Raw genomic sequence first — 15,304 nt, forward strand, 5'->3', positions numbered from 1 at the left:
AAGATGTTGCTTCTAATCTTATTAGGGCTGACATCATCTTTGGTTGTTATCCTTAGCTATAAGCTAATAGTACTTCAAAAAGAGCATCATCGACTGTTGCAAGATACGAAAGAAGATGAAAAAGTTCTTTTTTTAAAATCGCGCTATACCTCGATGGGAGAGACGCTTGGAAATATCGCTCATCAGTGGAAGCAACCGTTAAATGCTATCGGAACGATTCAAAACGGAATTAAAGCTGCGCTCATTTTTCAGGGGGAAATTTCTAAAGAGAAACTTTTAAACTCTGTCGAAACCAGTTTTAAACTTCTTCAGCATTTAGCAGAAACAATCGATACTTTTTACAGTTTTTTAGCCCAGAGAGGGGATGATAAGATGAGTTTTATCATCTCTGAAGAGCTCGAAAAGGTACGAAAAATTACCGAATATTCGTTTAAAAATAGTAATATCGTACTGAAGTTTGAATTGGAAGTTAACCCAACTATTCGGGGAAATGCCAACGAATTCACCCACGCGATTCTGAACCTAATTCTCAATGCTAAAGATGCTTTTGATGATGAAAAAATTGTAAATCCTACGATTAGTGTTCAGGTATTAGAGAAGGAAAAAACATCTATTATTATCGTGTCCGATAATGCTGGAGGAATCCGTATCAAGCCGATTGATATGGTTTTTGATCTTCATATTACGACCAAAGAGAGCGGTTCAGGATTGGGGCTCTTTATGACAAAAAATATCATCGAGAATCGTTTCGGTGGGAAGATAACAGTTAAAAATAAAAAGAGAGGCGCATGTTTTACAATAGAACTCCCCTATGAAGAATATAGTGAGCACCATAATAATATCATTACTGTCGATGAGCAATTAACCTTAGAGCGGATCAATCAACTCTCCCATAAAATCATCGAACTCGAAGAGGTTGAAAAAGCCCTCAAAAAATGGGCAGATATCTTCAAACAAGCGCACTGGGCCATAGCTATTCATGTAGGGACTAGTAATACATTCGAGCTAACAAATGCTGCATTTCAAAAACTATACGGATACACTGCTGCTGAATTTAAAACGTTGAGTGTCTCTGAACTTTTTACCCCTGAGTCGCTTCCAATGTTCGAAAATCTTCAAAAAGAGGCATTTGTAAAAGGGTATATTACTTTTGAAGCGGTACATAAACGCAAAGATGGTTCTACGTTTCCCGTATCAGTTGAGCTTATTATTATCAAAGACGAAGAGGGGGAAATCCTCTACCATATGGAAAATATATGGGATTTGAGTGAGAAAAAAGCGGCTGAAAGAGATCTTTTACTCATTAACAAAGCCTTTAACAATACGAATGAAGCGACCTATATCATGATAAGGGATCGCTTTATTCAGGTTAACGACGGGGCATGTAAGATGTTAGGGTATAGTCATCAGGAATTTGCAGTAATGACCCTTTCAGATATCGATTCTGACGTAACGGAAGAACATATCAACGCCATTAAAGATAATGTTGAACAGCATATAACTTATCGAGTGGAGAGGCAACATCGTACAAAAGATGGGCGAATATTGGATGTAGAAATTGTTGCTAGCTTCTTCGAGCACGATGGCGTGACGTATTCATTTGCCGCTACTAGGGACATTACAAAACAGAAAAAAGCGCGGGAAGAGCTTCTCCTCAAAGAGTTTGCCCTTAATACTATCAACGAAGCGGTATATCTGATTGATGAAAATTCCATGTTCCACTATGTCAATGAGGGAGCTTGTAGTGCTTTAGGCTATACCAAAGAGGAACTTTTTTCTATGAGTGTTAGCGATATTGATCCTAATGTATCTACTGCATTTTGGAAAGAGCATTGGAAAGATATTAAAAGGCTTGGAACAACACTTACACCGACACAACATAAAAGAAAAGATGGTAGTATCTATCCCATCGAGGTAAGTTCAAATTACTTTGAATATAATGGGACCGAATACAGCCTTGCTGTCGCACGAGACATTACTGAACGCAAGCTTCTTGAACAGCAAAAAGATAATGAGCGTATGCGTCTTTTCTTTGAGCGACAACTTGTTGGTATGGCGATTGTCTCATCGGATAAAAAATGGTTACAAACAAATCAAAAGCTACAAGAGATGCTTGGCTATACACATGAAGAGCTCGATGGGCACACCTGTGTTGAGTTAACGTATCCTGATGATATTGTTGCTGATTTGGAACTTTTTGGGCAACTATTAAAGGGTGAAATTGATGATTATATGCTCGAAAAACGTTTCTATCGTAAAGATGGAACTATCGTGTATACAAAACTTGCCGTAAGTTGTGTTCGAAATGATGATCGCAGTGTCAACTATGTGCTTGTTCTTCTTGAAGATATTACGGAGCAAAAACATACACACAAATCATTGGTTGCTAGAGAACGAGAACTTCGAGCTTTAGCTGATTCATCACCTGGAATGATGGGCGCATTTCATCTCCGTTCTGACGGTTCATTTAGTATGCCATATGTTTCCCCTAATATTATAGAACTTTTTGGATTAAACCCTCACGATGTGAGAGAAGATGCGACACTCCTAATGGCTCTAAATCATCCAGAGGATACCGAACGAATACATACATCAATCCTTGAATCAGCTCAGTCAATGAGTATTTGGCATGAAGAATACCGCATTATTCATCCAACTAGAGGGATCCGATGGATGGAGAGTCATACAAAACCAGAATTGCATCCAGAAGGTGGAATTATTTGGTATGGGTACGTACACGATATTACTGAACGCAAAAAGTTGGAAGCCTTACTAGAAAAAGAGCGTAAATTTCTCATCGATGCTCAACGTGTCTCTCATACGGGTAGCTGGTATTTGGATATACGTAATGATATCCTCACATGGTCGGATGAAACCTATAGGATATTTGAGTTTGATAAAGAGCATATAGATGATCTCCATAAAGCTTTCTACGAGTGCGTTCATCCTGAGGATCGGGAGATGGTACAAGCACCGTATTTAGAATCCTTGAATACGAAGCTCCCCTACAAGATAGAGCACCGGATTGTTATGCGTGACGGTAGAATTAAATATGTTATCGAGAGCTGTGAACATGTATATGACCATGATGGCATACAGCTGTATTCGATAGGGACGGTGCAAGACATCACAGTACGCAAACAGTTGGAAGAAAAACTATCTGATTCGTATGCATTTCTAAATCAATTAATCGACTCCGTTCCCGATTCTATTTTTGTCAAAAATAAAGAACATATTTGGGTATTGTTAAATAAAGCTTTTTGTGAATTAATCGGTCAATCGCGGGAATTGTTAATTGGAAAATCCGATTATGATTTTTTCCCGAAAGAAGAAGCTGATGTTTTTTGGGAAAAAGACGAGCTTGTTTTTCAATCAGGCGAAAGCAATCACAACGAAGAGTCCTTCACCGCCACTGATGGTACTACACACCATATTGAAACCGTCAAATCGATGTTTGTCGGCAGGGATGGAAAAGAGTATCTCATAGGGACTATCAGGAATATTACCGAACGCAAACAAATCGAAGACAAACTGCAATCAAATAGAAATCTCCTCCACGCTATCTTAGAGAGTTCTCCTGATGTGATCACTTTTGCTCTTGATACACACTATCGCTATATTGCCTTTGATTCCAAACATGCTTATGTAATACGTACGATGTTCGGCAAAGAGATCGCTATCGATATGGATATGTTTGACGTGATAGGTTCTAATGCTGATAGTGATGTTGCAAAACGAAGCTTTGATCGAGCATTAGCAGGAGAGAGTTTTATAGCTGAAGAGGAATACGGGGATGAAGGCCTCTCACGTCATTACTGGCAAATATATTACGCCCCTATCTACTCAGAGAGTAACGAGATTATTGGACTTACCTGTTTTAACATGGATATCACCAAACGAAAACAAGCAGAAAAGACTATTCAAGAACTTAATGCTTCACTGGAAAACAATGTCCAAATCCGGACCGCTCAGCTTCAAAATGTGCTTATGACTATGCAATATGAGATTGACGAACGAAAAAAAATAGAGCATATTTTAAGAGAAAGAGAAGAAACTTTTCGTGCTATTGTAGAGAATTCCCCAGATGTTATCAGCCGTTATGATTTACAAATGTGCCGTACCTATGTCAATCCGATGATGCAATATCTATTAGGGAAACCATTAGAGGAAATTTTAGGCAAAACTCCACATAAATTCTCCCCACTCCCTGATATAGAAAAGTTCGAACAGCTTTTTAACATGGTAGTTCGTACGGGAACTGAAATTGAATATGAAGGGGAGTACCTCACTACATGGGGTGAGAAACGTTGGGGAAATCAGCGGATTATTCCAGAATTTGATAATGACCACAATGTTATCAGTGTCATGGTGATTGGACGTGATATAACGGTCCGGATTGAAGCGGAAAAACGGCTTAAACTCCTTGAAATTGCACTCAACAATGCCAATGATGCTATTTACGTCATAGATGACAATAGTTCGATAATCTATGCCAATGATGCTTCATGTACAATGCTAGGCTATACAAAAGATGAGCTACTCTCTATGAAAATCTATGAGGTGGACGTTTATTTGTCCAAAGAACAATTAAGCGTTATTGAGAGTAGTGTTGATAGGGAAAAAACAGTAACATTCGAGACTAAGCACAAAACAAAAGAGGATTGTATTATTGATGTGCTGGTTACAATGACTTACTTTGAATATGAAAATATCCGTTATGGAGTATCTTTAACTAAAAGTATCCATTAGGGCAAAACTTTTTCTTTAGAAAGAAGAGATTCTATCTCTATTTTACACTTTTTCAATGCACTGATGTTTTGATTTTTTATACGATTTTCGATTTTTTGTAAAGATTTTATTGTGGTAAATATTTGATTAAATGCTTTACAAATAGTTTCATCACTGTTTTCATTACTCATAATAGACTCCATCTATTTTGTGTATTTAAAATACTATACTGAAAATTATTTTACTGTTAAATCGGTCATATAATGGTCTTATAGCAGAGAATATATATGACCGTTTCGTGACTTAAATATTGATATGATTACAAGGATTAAGTTTAAATTAGAGGAATAGTTTATATGATGAACTATAGAGTTTTTTTATGTCTGTAGAAGAACAAAATTTAGAAAAATTAAAATATATTTTCGATAATGCTAAAGTAGGGATTACAATTTGCAATGCTGAGAATAATCGTTTAGAGATGGTGAATCCGGCATTTGCTCATATTCATGGCTATGAACCTCATGAGCTGATCGGGACCTATTCCAATGAAGTTTTTGCCCCTGAATGTATGTTACGATTAAATGAATTTGAGCACAGTTTATCATGTGGAATAAACGATATCGTATTTGAAGCTACCCATATACGTAAAGATGGCTTACCGGTATATGTTTCGGTTCATATTACGGTGATAAAAGATGAATCGGGGAGTATTAAACAACGAATTGTTAATCTTCAAGATATCACTGAACGTAAACAGATGGAAGATGAAATAAAATACAATGAAGCTCGTCTGAAAGAAGCCCAAAAAATTGCAAAAATTGGGAGTTGGGAATATTTGTTTCCTGATTTAAGTCTCACATTTTCAGATGAGATGTACCGTATTTTTGAGATAGAACAAACAGTATCACACGCGTCGTATGAAGAGTATATTAACACTATCTATCCCGAAGATCGTAAGAGACTCGAAACAATTTTTGACGAGTCTGTAAAAAACAAAGTACCTTATGATATCGTTCACCGCCTTTTGATGAACGATGGACGGATTAAATATGTTCAAGAACGGGGTAAAACCATCTATGATGAGGATGGAAATCCGATTCGTAGCATTGGAACGGTACAAGATATCACCGAGCAAAAAAATATTCAAAAAAAAATCGAACATATGGCACATCATGATGCTCTAACGGGATTACCGAATCTCGCTTTAGCAAAAATGCATACCGAAAAGATTATTGAAAAAGGGAAATCGCTAGATAATAAAGTTGCTATTCTCTTTATCGACCTCGATGGTTTTAAGTCGATCAATGATTCTTTGGGGCATTCATTAGGAGATTTGGTACTTAAAATGGTCGCTTCGCGTTTGATGGAAGTGACAGGGATAAACGATATCCTCAGTCGCCAAGGGGGAGATGAATTTTTATTGATTTGCTCTGATATCAAAGATGTGGGTGAAGTGATAAATATTTCCGAAAAACTTCTCCATGTTTTTGAAGAATCTTTTCATGTTCATAACCATTTTTTATCTTTGTCTGCTTCGGTTGGGATATCTCTTTATCCTGATCATGGGGAAAGTTTTGAAGTACTTCTTCAAAGTGCCGATACCGCAATGTACAAAGCGAAAGAGCAGGGAAAAAACGGATATTGTTTTTATACTCAGCAAATGAATCATAATATGATTGGGCAATTCAAACTTGTAAACGATCTGAAAACGGCATTGAAACGAGAAGAATTCATTCTCCATTATCAGCCACAAATCGAGTTAAGTAGTAAACGTATTATGGGTGTTGAAGCCCTTATCCGTTGGAATCATCCCCAATTAGGGATGATATCTCCGATGAGTTTTATTCCGATTGCTGAATCCAGCGGTCAAATCGTCCAAATCGGTCAGTGGGTTATTGAAGAGGCGTGTACTCAAGCAGCTCTTTGGCATCAAAATGGGATAGAAATTAGTGTGGCTGTTAATATTTCTGCCGTTCAATTTAGACGTGGTAATCTCGAATCGGTCATCATTAAAGCACTTATTAATTCAGGATTAAATCCTAAATTTTTAGAGTTAGAACTCACAGAATCAATTATGATGCAAGATATTGAGAGTACCCTTGAAACTGTCCATAATCTAAAAGCTTTGGGGATTCAATTCTCTATCGATGATTTTGGTACGGGATATTCGTCTCTTGCATATCTCAAACGTTTTGCTGTTGATAAGCTCAAGATTGACCAGTCATTTGTTCGAGATATCGTCCAAGATCAAGAAGATGCAGCTATCGTCAATACCATTATTCAAATGGCAAAAAATCTTAATCTTAAAACGATTGCAGAGGGTGTAGAAGTTAAAGAGGTATTAGATATATTGGAACGTTATGGGTGTGATGAGGTGCAGGGGTATTATTTTGCTAAACCGATGGATGCTAAAGCATTTGAAGAGTATGTAGCGCAAAGATAAAAATTTATCTTTTAAGCTAAGTCTCACTACTCACTTCGTTCGGCACTTTTACTTTTAGACCTAAAAACGTCCATAGAGGACGTTTTTACATACCCATTCCAGGCATGCCTCCACCCATACCGCTCATATCCGGCATAGGTTTATCTTCTTTAATCTCATGGATTGTTGCTTCGGTAGTGAGAAGCATACTCGATACCGACGTTGCATTGGTCAATGCTACACGCTCCACTTTGAGTGGATCGATGATTCCTGCTTCAAACATATCGACGTATTCACCCGTAGCGGCATTGAATCCGATATTCTCATTGGTTGCACTAACGATAGTGTTAACGACAACACCCGCATCGTATCCCGCATTTTCAGCGATTTGTTTCACAGGAGCAGTAATCGCACGGAGGATAATCTCCCATCCGATTTTTTGATCGCCGCTGAGGTCATGCTTCACTTTTGCCGCCGCACGGATTAATGCCGCACCGCCACCGATAACGATCCCCTCTTCAACTGCCGCTTTGGTCGCTGAGAGCGCATCGTCTACGCGGTCTTTTTTCTCTTTCATTTCGGTTTCGGTTGCCGCACCGACTTTGATAACCGCAACACCGCCGGCAAGTTTTGCCAAACGCTCTTGAAGTTTCTCTTTATCGTATTCGCTGGTGGTTGCTTCGATTTGGGTACGAATCTCTTTGATACGCATCTCAACCATTGCTTTATCACCTGCACCATCTACGATAGTGGTGTTGTCTTTGTTGATGACTACACGTGACGCTTGACCCAGATCAGCGATAGTTGCACTGTCGAGTGTTCGTCCAATCTCTTCTGAAATCAGTTGAGCACGGGTCAAAATAGCGATATCTTGGAGCATCGCTTTACGACGATCACCGAATCCGGGAGCTTTAACCGCTGTGATGTTGAGTACACCGCGTAATTTGTTAACAACCAATGTTGCCAACGCTTCACCATCGACATCTTCTGCGATAATGAGAAGAGGGCGTGATGTTTTTTGTACTTGTTCCAATACAGGAAGCAAATCTTTGAGATTCGAGATTTTTTGATCGAACAACAAGATAAACGGATGATCGAGTTCAACGGTCATTTTTTCTGAGTTGTTGATAAAATACGGGCTGAGGTAACCACGGTCAAACTGCATCCCCTCGACCACGTCGAGTTCGTCGTTGATCCCTTTGGCTTCTTCAACGGTGATAACACCATCACGACCCACTTTATCCATCGCTTCAGCGATCATCGCACCGATACGCTCATCGGAGTTTGCAGAGATGGTTGCCACTTGTGCGATCTCTTTTTTATCGTTGATGATGCGTGAAGCCGTTTTAAGCTCTGTCAAAATCGCTTCAGTAGCTTTATCCATACCCCGTTTTACTTCGATAGGATTTGCCCCTGCCGTGATATTGCGAAGACCTTCACGAAAAATTGCATTTGCAAGGATAGTTGCCGTAGTCGTACCATCTCCCGCTTCGTCTGCTGTGTTGGAAGCAACCTCTTTAACGAGTTGAGCCCCCATATTTTCCAAAACATCTTTGAGTTCTACCTCTTTGGCAACCGATACACCGTCTTTGGTAATAAGCGGTGCGCCATAACTGCGTTGTATAAGGACATTTCGTCCGCGTGGTCCCATCGTTACTTTTACCGCGTCAGTGAGCTTTTGTACCCCTGCAGCGAGTTTATTACGAGCATCATCTGAAAAATGGATTTCTTTTGCCATGTTTATATTTCCTTAATAATAGATAATTATTTAATAATTCCGAGTAAATCACTTGTAGTAATAACCAAATAGGTTTTACCTTCAAGTGTTAATTCGGTTCCTGAATACTTACCGAAAACAACGACATTACCAACCTCTACATTGCTAACTTTATCGCTTACCGCAACAACAGTCCCTTGAGAAGGTTTTTCTTTAGCATTATCAGGAATAATGATACCTGATGCAGTTGTTGATGATTCTTCGAGACGTTGAACCAAGACTCGTTTTCCAAGTGGTTGAAAATTCATTACATTTCCCTTTAATATGATGTTTATATGCTCGGGATTGTACACGAGTTTGGGTTAATTGTCAATACTCTTAGTCACTATGACTCAATTAATATGAGCTTGTATTATACATATTAAATGTTGTGTTTATGTTTGTTTTACTTTTAGCTTTTAATAAGCAATGCTCTACTATAATTCCACTCTTCCAAACATAAAGATGGCTGGGTAGCTCAGCTGGTTAGAGCGCTGGTCTCATAAGCCGGAGGTCGGGGGTTCGAGTCCCCCCCCCGCCACCATCTTTCTTTAAAATCACATATTCAAAACTTCATAAAATCTCACCATCCATTACAGATAGACCCTATTGTCGTGGCACTTTATAATTTATGTTATAATTTCTTTAAGGCCGACAGTCCGCCTACCTCTTCCGCTTTCATTTTGAAAGTATGGTAAACCTGATTTATTTTTATACAACCTGATTTAGATTGATATTTCGGTTAGTTTCACTTTTGTTGCTTTGAGCGTTTTCGCGAAAACAAGAAGGTGAATGGAAGAACACTTTTAACATGCACATAGATGCAGTTTTCGCTACATAAACATTCAAAGGAATAAACAATGAAGCACGGGATAGCAACCTGCACGCCTGAAAAACTATTTCCAGAGTCGATCATACAGATCCGAAACCTTGCCAAATCATTAAAGACTCCGCTATCAGACCACAATGTGCATATTCCTCATGTCTCATTATTACATGTCGTCTCAAAAGCGTTTGGATATGAAAACTATAATACTGCACAAGCTTTACTAGGTAAAACTGAAACTAAAAGTCAACGTAATAAAAATATCACTATGCCAGCAAGAACATCCGGCAATGAATATTTTGACCGCTTTATGGATGCTATACGTGAACAAATGGGTGATGGAATGTTTGAATATGTCATGAAAGTTCATGATTATACAAATCCAGATGGGAATCCAATGGAAACACTCACTAAATATGGATTTACAACTTATGATCGTTTAGCTAGTATATGTGTCGAAGAATTTAAAGATCTCCATATAGAGTTTTTTGATGTTACCAAAGAAGGATATGAAGCATTTTATACTAGATTTCCATTCAAAGAAAATCTAGTAATACTTGATGGCGAAGAAGAAGTTGTACTCTGTGTAATACCATCAAAAAATGAGAAACGTAAACAAATCATTGTTGCATTAGATCGGTTTATGTATTTAGCTAACATTCCTCCTTTTAAAGTAAAATATCTCAAGAATGATAATTTTAAAGAACGCTTATCTCGGTATACAGAGTCAAATATTGAATGGTATGAACAGTTGGCTAAAGGACGGAAACTATCCTTAAAACGTTTCAACCCGAAAAAAATTCTATCAGAATCTATACCAACTGAACAAGAAGCGAATTATACTGTTCAGAACACGATAGCAGCAGTCAAACGCTCTCTTCTTCTTTCGGGAGTATCAACCCAAGATGCAGGACGATTGGCAGATTGGTGCGTTCGTTTCCTTGGTCTAAGTAATATTGAATTGGAACGTATTGTCAGTGAATATTATTCTTTTGAAGAATATAGTAAATTCAATAAAGATACTTCAGGGACTATCGCAAACGAAAATGCCGAAATGTATATTTTTGCTTATTTTATTGCCGTATCATCAATCCCAATAAAGATAGACGAATGGAAAAAATATGTTACCAAAAAGTCAGCGAAGGAACATATAAAGCGATTATTGAATGATTATAGCGGCATGCGATTTATCAGTAAAGATTTAGAAGTTATTTTTCAGAAAGACGTGAAAGATGCTTACGGTCTTTTGTGTAATTACACATACGATGAAATCGATAAGATTCGGTTCGCTTTTGTTGGAGATGCACTTAAAAGTGCCTTTGATAGTGCTGCAAAAATCCTTGAAGAGGAATGTAGTGCTTTCTTGAGTGAAGATGAGATAGTTAAAATCTTTTCTGTTTTATGGTCTATCCAACAAAACGCCATACACAACAATGGTCCTCAACTTGAAACAATCAATTTTGCAAGTCTAAAAGAAAAAGATAACGATAAGCTTATATTCAATAAAAACCAGATAGTTTTTTTGCAACAAATTAAACAAGAGAGCCTTTTAGAAATATTTTATAGTGGGCGTGAATCGTTCGTAAAAAGTATCACAAAATCTCTTCCTGATTTGATTGAAGTTCTGCATTCTGAAAAAAATATTGAAGTGGCTACAGAATAAAAAGTATTTAATAAAAGGGACAGGTTAAAATAGCCAAGTAATTGGCTATTTTTTATTGATGATTTTGAAAAGATGTAAATACTGCAAAATAGGGGTCAGGTATTCAATCTTCATTTTTTGAAAACAGAGGCAAGCTGAATTACAATAAATGAACCATAATCTGTTAACCGTAACCTTACGCACCTCATAGGAAGTGGGGCTTTAGCCCCGCCAAAAGCTTTGCTTGCTTTGTAATTTCCATCATAAAGCAACTAGGCGAGGCTAAAGCCTCACTTCCAAAAATAGCATTTCACATGTAAATTTTACAAAAGTGCAATAGGTGAGTAATATCAGTTACTTATTAGAGTAGTACAATATCGTATCAAGCAAGTTAGGGGGTAAGAATGACCATTACTGTCAAAGATAGCTTTGCCGATCAAGTCATGGCGTTTTTAAAAACGCTACCCAAAGATGCCGTAGAAGTAGAATCTTCACGCCCATGGTATGCCGATGAGGTGAAACGCCGCGCGGATCAATACCGTGCCGGAGATATGGAGACTGTACCGCATAACGAAATGTGGGAGAGCATTGAGAGACAAATAAAGGCGTGAAGATCGTTTACGACCCACAGTTTAACCGTGAAGCAAAGCCGCCAAAGAATTTTAGCTAAAGTTAAAGCCTACATCGAGACGTTAACCGATAACCCCCGCAAAGGACGGTTAAACGATGATGGAAACCGAGAGCTAATACACCAAGGCTATACTATCCCTTATTTGATCGATGGGGATAATATAGTGATTTTGTTCATTCAAGCCCAACCACAGCCCATCATTAGCATCCAAATGATCCATATCCTGAATTGTAGAAGATTGTTGTGGAGCAGTGGTTCTATAAGCAGATAGGAGTGAAATCGCCGCTGTACGCACCATATAAGCCCCTACAGAGAACGAATATGGATTAGAGGATACCGATGGTGTGATTGATTATTGCGGCTGTAGAGTAGCGGAAATGCTACTTCTTTTCTTTTTTGAGCCGTGCTTTGAGTTCCTTGGTTTCTTTATTCTTTATTTTTCGTCGAAACTTAAAATGCATGTTGTATAAGTCACTTGTCTTTTAAATCTTTTTTCATTTGAAGTCTTATCTTTTTACGTTTTGCATGGTACGATTCTGAATCACCATATTCAAGATAATTACCGTATCTAGAATGCTCATGCTTCATCTCTCTATTATGCTTAATTGGACACCAAAACTCTTCTGTTCTTGCACCTATTGCTGCAGTATATTGTATAACTCCATTTACATATCCACAATAAATGCAATAAAACTTCTCCATAAAATTTAAGTATTTCAAATGATGTCTATCAACAACAACATATTCACTTCGTTTTACTTTGGGAATTTCATATATAGTAAAATTGATTGCTTGGAAGATACTAGCTAAAATATCAGCAAATACGGCGGGAATTATCATCATAAGTATAAACGGTGAAGTTAGAAAATAAGAAAGCTTACTCCTAGATAAGTATTCACGAGAAAATACATTAAGATTAGGTTTTTGATTTTTTTCATTACTATTTTTCATTTTATTCCAAGTTTGTTAGGCTATGCACATTGAAGTTTTGATAAGGTGTTAAAACTATGTAAATCACTTATATTTAGCATTTACTTAAGTACATAGTCAAGTTCTATTTGTTGAATTGTATCTAAATTTCAGTCAAAAAATTCAGGCATTTATGGCGTTTATACACATGTAACATTGTAGTGAGATCGGATCGATGAGAGGAAAAATATGACAGAATGAGTGAAAGGGTAACTCTTCTGCAAGTCAGTGGTTCTGATAGTCACTGAACGCTCCATATAAGCCCTACAGACGACGAATATGATTTAGACAATACGAAGTTGTGTGATTGGTTTTTGAGTCTCGTACTTATTTGTGCTTCAATCTTCCCACTCTGTAGAGCGGGAATGCAGAATTGAAAATCTTACTAAACATCTTTTTGTATTATTTGCTACAAAGCCCTTTTGTAGCCATTTCCAGTTCGGAAACAATTTTTTTGCCCTCAGCTTCGTCTATTAACTCCAAGTTGGCACCTCCAAAAAAGACACCCATCTTGATATATTGTCTAATAAAGTCATATGTTTCCCCTTTTACTTTTTAGGATAAGCGGTAGCTGTAATGGTTGTTGTGTACACAGTCCCGATAAAAGCGTACGACCAAGATTCTTGAATGGTAATATCAGTAACATAATCACCTTTTGCCTCTTCCATTAACTCGTCATACGCACTTTCATGACGTCCATTGATACCTGCTGGAATAAGCCATAGAAGTTGAAATCCACTTGATTTACCTGTGATGGTTCGCCCTTTATCTTTTACGTCTTCATAGCTCTTTGGATCAACGCTTTTAAAGGTAATTGGCTTGCCTACACATCCACTTAACCAAATACCAAAAATTACCATAGCTGAAATATTCAAAAATGTCTTTAGCTGATTCATTATTTTACCTCCTTGATTGCATCGCCTGTGATTGTAACGGTACGAGCTGTTCCAATACCCCACCAAAACCAATTTTCTTGATAGGTGACATTCATTAAGCCAGTAGCACCAGGGACGCTTTCTAGAGCATTTTCATATGCACGCTCATTACGTGAGTTTATTCCCATTGGAATAAAATAATATGCAGTGCCAAGCAATCCAAGTGAACCACTTGCAGAGCCTTCCGCTTTTCCTAGAGTTTCATATTTTGCGGGTGGAGCTTGCTCGATTTTTACTTGATGCGATGAGCATCCAGTCAGTAAAAATAAACCTATTACAGGAATAAGAGCTTGCGGTTTTAACATTTTTTTCATAATATGCAATCCTTTATTTCATTACAGAAATCACTTCTTTTGATATGTAACATATATTAATAAGTTTATAGTATTTCAACTTAATTTGTGACTTTTAAACCTAAAAACATTAATTGGTTATTGCTCGCATTACAGTCCGTAACAAAATACTATACCATGGAAAGTACGACCAATAAAAGCCTAGTGGCGTTTGAGCGATTAACATCAGATGGACAAAAAAGCGATGGTTAACATCAACATCACATTATATGACGTGTGCCATACACGGTAAACTTAACTCGTAAGAGGTCAGTTTTCATATAATGAATGTTATGTTAAAGGTAACTTCAAATCCCGCTGTGAACGTAGGCAGTGGAATGACCCCCGTTTTATAGCCATAATACTTCTCCAATATTCCTTACTAGATTGCAAGAAAGCTCTAAGTGAATATTTTGTAACATTATTATTAAATATAATTACAAAGGTTGCATTGTGAAAAAAATCGTTTCAGGTATCGTGTTATTAACATCTGTATTGGCGTTTGCCGGTGAAAATTCATCTGGATTTTATGTTGGAGCGGGTGTAGGAAATACGAGTTATAGTGATGATGGTTTTACTAAAGCTCTTGATGTGACCAGTAAAGCAAATACAGATGATTCGGGAACTATCGGTTATTTGGGATATCAGTTTAACAATATAGTTGGAATCGAAGCATCTTATATCGATTATGGTAAATTTGCTAACGGAAGCAATGGATTTTCTCAAGAGCCGAAAAATATGAATTTTGCTGCTAATGTCGGCTACTCATTTTTAGATGGTCAGCTTCGTCCTTATGTTGTTGCGGGATTAGGTTATCTTAAAGCGAACTGGAAAAACCTCCCTTACTATGCAAGTAAATTAAGTGATTCAGCGGTTTCATTTCATTATGGGCTTGGACTTCAGTACGAACCGGATTTTTTACATGGGTTAGGGGTTCGTGTAGCGTATGTTGCTGATGCATATGTTGCATCATTGGATACTGGTTCTACAAGTGAAACATATACCCAAGTCCTAGGTCTTGGTTATATTGGTCTTCAGTACAAATTCTAGTCATTAACTTTTC

At 37.6% G+C, this 15,304-nt stretch carries 12 protein-coding genes and 1 tRNA gene; 7 read left to right on the forward strand and 6 right to left on the reverse strand.

The window, feature by feature from the left end; translation table 11 throughout:
- Window positions 1-3: 3 nt before the first annotated feature.
- Window positions 4-4,749 carry a PAS domain S-box protein gene (locus PHC76_RS01940; protein ID WP_300209749.1) on the forward strand — a complete coding sequence of 1,582 codons (4,746 nt, stop codon included), beginning with the start codon at window positions 4-6 and terminating at the stop codon, window positions 4,747-4,749.
- On the opposite strand, the gene PHC76_RS01945 is transcribed toward PHC76_RS01940, so the two are convergent.
- On the reverse strand, window positions 4,746-4,919 hold the full coding sequence (locus tag PHC76_RS01945; protein ID WP_299974022.1) for a hypothetical protein: 174 nt from the start codon (window positions 4,917-4,919) through the stop codon (window positions 4,746-4,748). The genes PHC76_RS01940 and PHC76_RS01945 overlap by 4 nt on opposite strands.
- Window positions 4,920-5,107: 188 nt before the next feature.
- Here PHC76_RS01945 and PHC76_RS01950 point away from each other — a divergent pair, with 188 nt between their 5' ends.
- Window positions 5,108-7,171: a GGDEF and EAL domain-containing protein gene (locus PHC76_RS01950; RefSeq protein ID WP_299974025.1), complete on the forward strand. Its 2,064-nt coding sequence runs from the start codon at window positions 5,108-5,110 to the stop codon at window positions 7,169-7,171.
- 85 nt (window positions 7,172-7,256) lie between these two features.
- Here the strand turns inward: PHC76_RS01950 and groL are convergent, their stop codons facing one another.
- Together groL and groES are read right to left on the reverse strand one after the other, a co-directional pair.
- Window positions 7,257-8,888, reverse strand: coding sequence for a chaperonin GroEL (gene groL, locus PHC76_RS01955; protein ID WP_299974027.1), 1,632 nt, complete (start codon window positions 8,886-8,888; stop codon window positions 7,257-7,259).
- Window positions 8,889-8,914: 26 nt separating this feature from the next.
- The gene (gene groES / locus PHC76_RS01960) at window positions 8,915-9,175 is read right to left on the reverse strand and encodes a co-chaperone GroES (protein WP_299974029.1); all 261 of its coding nucleotides are present in this window, start codon (window positions 9,173-9,175) and stop codon (window positions 8,915-8,917) included.
- Window positions 9,176-9,373: 198 nt separating this feature from the next.
- Between groES and PHC76_RS01965 the strand changes: the two genes are divergently transcribed.
- From PHC76_RS01965 to PHC76_RS14900, 4 genes are all read left to right on the forward strand, one after another.
- A tRNA-Met gene (locus PHC76_RS01965) sits at window positions 9,374-9,450 on the forward strand.
- A 316-nt stretch (window positions 9,451-9,766) separates the two neighbouring features.
- The gene (locus PHC76_RS01970) at window positions 9,767-11,395 is read left to right on the forward strand and encodes a hypothetical protein (protein WP_299974032.1); all 1,629 of its coding nucleotides are present in this window, start codon (window positions 9,767-9,769) and stop codon (window positions 11,393-11,395) included.
- 383 nt (window positions 11,396-11,778) lie between these two features.
- A complete protein-coding gene (locus tag PHC76_RS01975; RefSeq protein ID WP_299974033.1) occupies window positions 11,779-11,985 on the forward strand; it encodes a hypothetical protein in 207 nt (68 codons plus the stop codon).
- Between the two features lie 27 nt (window positions 11,986-12,012).
- Window positions 12,013-12,276 (forward strand): type II toxin-antitoxin system RelE/ParE family toxin, encoded by a 264-nt coding sequence (locus PHC76_RS14900; protein ID WP_366519973.1) that lies wholly within the window; start codon window positions 12,013-12,015, stop codon window positions 12,274-12,276.
- 200 nt (window positions 12,277-12,476) lie between these two features.
- Here the strand turns inward: PHC76_RS14900 and PHC76_RS01985 are convergent, their stop codons facing one another.
- The 3 genes from PHC76_RS01985 to PHC76_RS01995 all read right to left on the reverse strand — a co-directional run bounded on the left by PHC76_RS01985 (window position 12,477) and on the right by PHC76_RS01995 (window position 14,223).
- The gene (locus PHC76_RS01985) at window positions 12,477-12,956 is read right to left on the reverse strand and encodes a hypothetical protein (protein ID WP_300209751.1); all 480 of its coding nucleotides are present in this window, start codon (window positions 12,954-12,956) and stop codon (window positions 12,477-12,479) included.
- 566 nt (window positions 12,957-13,522) lie between these two features.
- On the reverse strand, window positions 13,523-13,870 hold the full coding sequence (locus tag PHC76_RS01990; RefSeq protein ID WP_299975174.1) for a hypothetical protein: 348 nt from the start codon (window positions 13,868-13,870) through the stop codon (window positions 13,523-13,525).
- Window positions 13,870-14,223 carry a hypothetical protein gene (locus PHC76_RS01995; protein WP_299975177.1) on the reverse strand — a complete coding sequence of 118 codons (354 nt, stop codon included), beginning with the start codon at window positions 14,221-14,223 and terminating at the stop codon, window positions 13,870-13,872. The genes PHC76_RS01990 and PHC76_RS01995 overlap by 1 nt, the downstream gene beginning before the upstream one ends.
- Window positions 14,224-14,694: 471 nt before the next feature.
- On the opposite strand from PHC76_RS01995, the gene PHC76_RS02000 reads away from it, so the two are divergent.
- On the forward strand, window positions 14,695-15,291 hold the full coding sequence (locus PHC76_RS02000; RefSeq protein ID WP_299975180.1) for a porin family protein: 597 nt from the start codon (window positions 14,695-14,697) through the stop codon (window positions 15,289-15,291).
- Window positions 15,292-15,304 lie beyond the last annotated feature (13 nt).

It is taken from the genome of Sulfuricurvum sp. (assembly GCF_028710345.1).
In the GTDB taxonomy this organism is placed as follows: Bacteria; Campylobacterota; Campylobacteria; order Campylobacterales; family Sulfurimonadaceae; genus Sulfuricurvum.